The organism is Streptomyces sp. 13-12-16 (assembly GCF_002114215.1).
Classification (GTDB): Bacteria; Actinomycetota; Actinomycetes; order Streptomycetales; family Streptomycetaceae; genus Streptomyces.
On sequence record NZ_NCTE01000672.1, the window covers coordinates 1 to 3414 of the forward strand.

Annotated in this window: 6 protein-coding genes; 4 read left to right on the forward strand and 2 right to left on the reverse strand. The window is 72.6% G+C overall.

Going from position 1 to position 3414, the window contains the following annotated elements; all coding sequences use genetic code 11:
- Positions 1-32: 32 nt before the first annotated feature.
- Together B7767_RS25650 and B7767_RS25655 are read right to left on the reverse strand one after the other, a co-directional pair.
- Entirely contained in the window at positions 33-938 is a 906-nt protein-coding gene (locus B7767_RS25650; protein WP_085574263.1) for a 2-hydroxy-3-oxopropionate reductase, read from the reverse strand.
- Positions 939-971: 33 nt separating this feature from the next.
- On the reverse strand, positions 972-1793 hold the full coding sequence (locus tag B7767_RS25655) for a TIM barrel protein (RefSeq protein WP_085574264.1): 822 nt from the start codon (positions 1791-1793) through the stop codon (positions 972-974).
- A gap of 162 nt (positions 1794-1955) precedes the next feature.
- On the opposite strand from B7767_RS25655, the gene B7767_RS25660 reads away from it, so the two are divergent.
- From B7767_RS25660 to B7767_RS25675, 4 genes are all read left to right on the forward strand, one after another.
- Entirely contained in the window at positions 1956-2207 is a 252-nt protein-coding gene (locus B7767_RS25660) for a hypothetical protein (protein WP_085574267.1), read from the forward strand.
- Entirely contained in the window at positions 2204-2572 is a 369-nt protein-coding gene (locus B7767_RS25665) for a helix-turn-helix domain-containing protein (protein WP_085574265.1), read from the forward strand. Before B7767_RS25660 ends, B7767_RS25665 begins: the two co-directional genes overlap by 4 nt.
- A gap of 132 nt (positions 2573-2704) precedes the next feature.
- Positions 2705-3271 (forward strand): 2-oxo-4-hydroxy-4-carboxy-5-ureidoimidazoline decarboxylase, encoded by a 567-nt coding sequence (uraD, locus tag B7767_RS25670; RefSeq protein ID WP_085574266.1) that lies wholly within the window; start codon positions 2705-2707, stop codon positions 3269-3271.
- The coding region (locus tag B7767_RS25675; RefSeq protein ID WP_143652639.1) for a hydroxyisourate hydrolase at positions 3268-3414 on the forward strand (147 nt) is incomplete at its 3' end. The genes uraD and B7767_RS25675, both read left to right, overlap by 4 nt.

The window sequence follows — 3414 nt, forward strand, 5'->3', positions numbered from 1 at the left end:
CCGCCCGGAGGTCTGTGCGGGGCGCGGGGCGGTCAGACCCGTGCGCCGGAGAGCCGCTCGACCGCCCGCAGCAGCGCGGAGTGGTCCAGTCCGCCGTCGCCCTGTGCGCGCAGGCTCGCCACCAGCTGGGCGACCGCGGCACCGACGGGCAGTGCCGCGCCGACGGCGCGGGCGGCGTCGGTGACGATGCCCATGTCCTTGTGGTGCAGGTCGATACGGAAGCCCGGCTGGAAGTCCCGGTTCAGGAAGTTGTCCTTCTTGCGGGTCAGCACGGTCGAGCCGGCCAGTCCGCCGTTCAGGACGTCGAGCGCCGCCGTCAGGTCCACGCCCGACTTCTCCAGGAAGACCACGGCCTCGGCGCACGCCTGGATGTTGACGGCGACGATGAGCTGGTTGGCGGCCTTCACGGTCTGTCCGGACCCGTGCGGACCGCACAGCACGATCGTCTTTCCGAGCGCCTCGAAGAGCGGCTTCGCCTCCTCGAAGTCGGCCCGCTCGCCGCCGACCATGATGGACAGCACCGCCTCGACGGCGCCCGCCTCACCGCCCGACACGGGGGCGTCCAGCACCCGGATGCCCTTGTCCTTCGCGGCGGCGGCCAGGTCGACCGACGTCTGCGGGGTGATCGAGGACATGTCGATCAGCAGGGCGCCGGGCCGGGCGTTCTCCAGGATGCCGTCGGGACCGTACGCGACGGCCTCGACCTGGGGGGAGGCGGGAACCATCGTGATGATCACGTCGGCGTCCCGCACCGCCTCGGCGAGGGAGGCGGCGGCGGTGCCGCCGGCGGCGGCCAGCCGGTCCAGCTTCGCCCGCTCCAGGGTGTGGCCGGTGACGTCGTAGCCCGCCTTGATCAGGTTCTCGGACATGGGGGAGCCCATGATGCCGAGGCCGATCCAGGCGACCGTCGGGCGGGAGGAAGGGGGAAGAGTGGTCATGTGAGGGTGCCTCTCCGTACGAAAGGGGTGTGGTCAGCGGGGCAGCCAGCCGAAGGCCTCCGCGCCGGTGCGCTCGCCGGGCTTGTACTCCAGGCCGACCCGGCCGTCGTAACCGGCCTCGCGCAGCCGGTCCAGCAGGTCCTCCAGCGGGAGCGAACCGGTGCCGGGGGCGCCGCGGCCGGGGCTGTCGGCGATCTGCACGTGACCGGTCCTCCCGGCGTACCGGTCGATCACCGCCGGCAGGTCCTCGCCGTTCATCGCCAGGTGGTACAGGTCCATCAGGAAGCGGGCGTTGCCCAGCCCCGTGGCCGCGTCGACCTTGTCGGCGACCGCCACGGCGGCCGGGGCCGACACCAGCGGGTACAGCGGCGACTCGGGCCTGTTCAGCGCCTCGATCAGCAGGACCGCGCCGATCCGGTCGGCGGCCCGGGCCGCCAGGGCGAGGTTCTCCAGGGCGAGCGCGTCCTGCTCGGCCGGGTCCACGCCGTCGACGCGGTTGCCGTACAGCGCGTTCAGGGCCGTACAGCCCAGGGAGCCGGCGAGATCGGCGGCCACGTCGACGTTGGCGCGGAACCGCTCCGACTCCTCGCCGGGTACGGACAGCGCGCCCCGGTCGGGTCCGGGCAGCCGTCCGGCGTAGAGGTTCAGGCCCGTGAGCCGTACGCCCGCGTCCCGGACCGCCCTGCGCAGCGCGTCCAGCTCGGACCGCTCGGGGACGGGGGAGTCGACCCAGGGCCACCACAGCTCGACCGCGGTGAAGCCGGCCGCGGCGGCTGCCGCCGGGCGCTCCAGGAGGGGGAGTTCCGTGAAGAGGATCGACAGGTTGACGGTGAAGCGCTGGTCTGCGAATCCCATCGGACGCACCCTTCCTGAAATTCCGTATAGTGGAAATTCGTTTCTGCTTAATGGAAGGTTGCCGTCGGCCCTCCGGGCTTGTCAAGGGGGCCGGGCCGCCGGGAAGCCTTCGCACGGCTTCCCGGCGGTCCCGGAAACCGCGCCGCGCGTTAGGTTGTGCGCGTGCGATTGAGAGTGGAGTTCACGACCGAGCCCTTCGACCTCGACGAGGCGCCCGCGCACGCGGTGGTCGCGCGGGAGGTCGTCGAGGCGGCGGAGCTGGACGCGGTGGACGTCGGACCGTTCGGCAACACCGCCGAGGGCGGCGCCGACGCGGTGCTCGGCGCCGTGGACGCGGTGCTGCGCAGGGCGCTGACCGCCGGCGCCACCCGGATCTCGCTCCAGGTCAACGTCGTCGAGGAGGGTGACCGGTGACCGGCACCGGTGACGAGGCCTTCATCGCGGCGGTGAAACCACTGGTCGACGCCATGGGGGGCGAGATGCTCCCGCCGGACGAGGCCGGAACCGACGACGTGGTGCTCTCCTGGGAGGGCGCCGCCGTCGTCGCCGTACGGCTGCCGCAGCTCGCGGACTCCCTCGACCACATCCTCGCGGCGCTGGAGCGGGGGAAGGGCAGACCGCTCGCGGACCTGGACCGCAAGACCAAGCAGGAGATCGTGCGCGGTCTGGAGGCGCGCGGCGCCTTCGCCGTGCGGCACGGCGTGGAGACCGTGGCGAGCGCGCTGGGGGTCAGCCGCTTCACCGTCTACAACTACCTCAACCGCGAGAAGGGCGCCTGAACCTCCCGGGCGGCGGGCGTTCCTCTTTCTCCCGCCGAATTTTCAACAAACTGTTGACGTGTTGTTCGTGACGGCGTTCACTGTCGGCACGCCCGTTCGACACGAAGGCCGCTCGCGGCCACGGAGGCTTCCGTGACGTCGACTTCCCCACCTCTGGGCCTGGCCCGTTTCAACGCCCTGGAGGAGCACGCGGCCCTCGCCGCACTCCACGAGGCCTGCGCCTCCACGGCATGGGCCCGGCGACTGCTCGCCGCCCGCCCGTACCCCACCGCCGACGACCTGTACGCCGCCAGTGACGCCGCCACGGCCGGTCTGACCACGGCCGGACTGGAAGAGGCGATGGCCGGGCACCCGCCGATCGGCCGCCCGGAACCGGGGGACCCGGCCTCCGCCCGGGAACAGAGCGGCATGGCCGGCGCACCGCAGGCGCTGAAGGCCGAGATGCTCGAACTGAACCTGGCCTACCAGGAGAGGTTCGGCCACGTCTTCCTCATCTGCGCCACCGGCCGGACCGGCGAGCAGATGCGCGACGCCCTCCGGGAACGCCTCGGCAACACGCCGGAGCGGGAGCGCGAGATCGTCCGCACCGAACTGGGGAGGATCAACCGCATCCGGCTGGCCCGTCTCGTCGAGGGCGAGGCCGAGGCCGAAGCCGGATCCGAAGCCGAAGCCGAAGCCGAAGAGGACCGACCCGCATGAGCACCGACACCACCGCCTCCGTGTCCACGCACATCCTGGACACCAGCGCCGGCCGCCCCGCCGGGGGCGTCGCCGTCCGCATCGCCGCCCGCTCGGGCCGGGACGCGGACTGGCGGGCGCTCGGCGGCTCCGCGACCGACGCG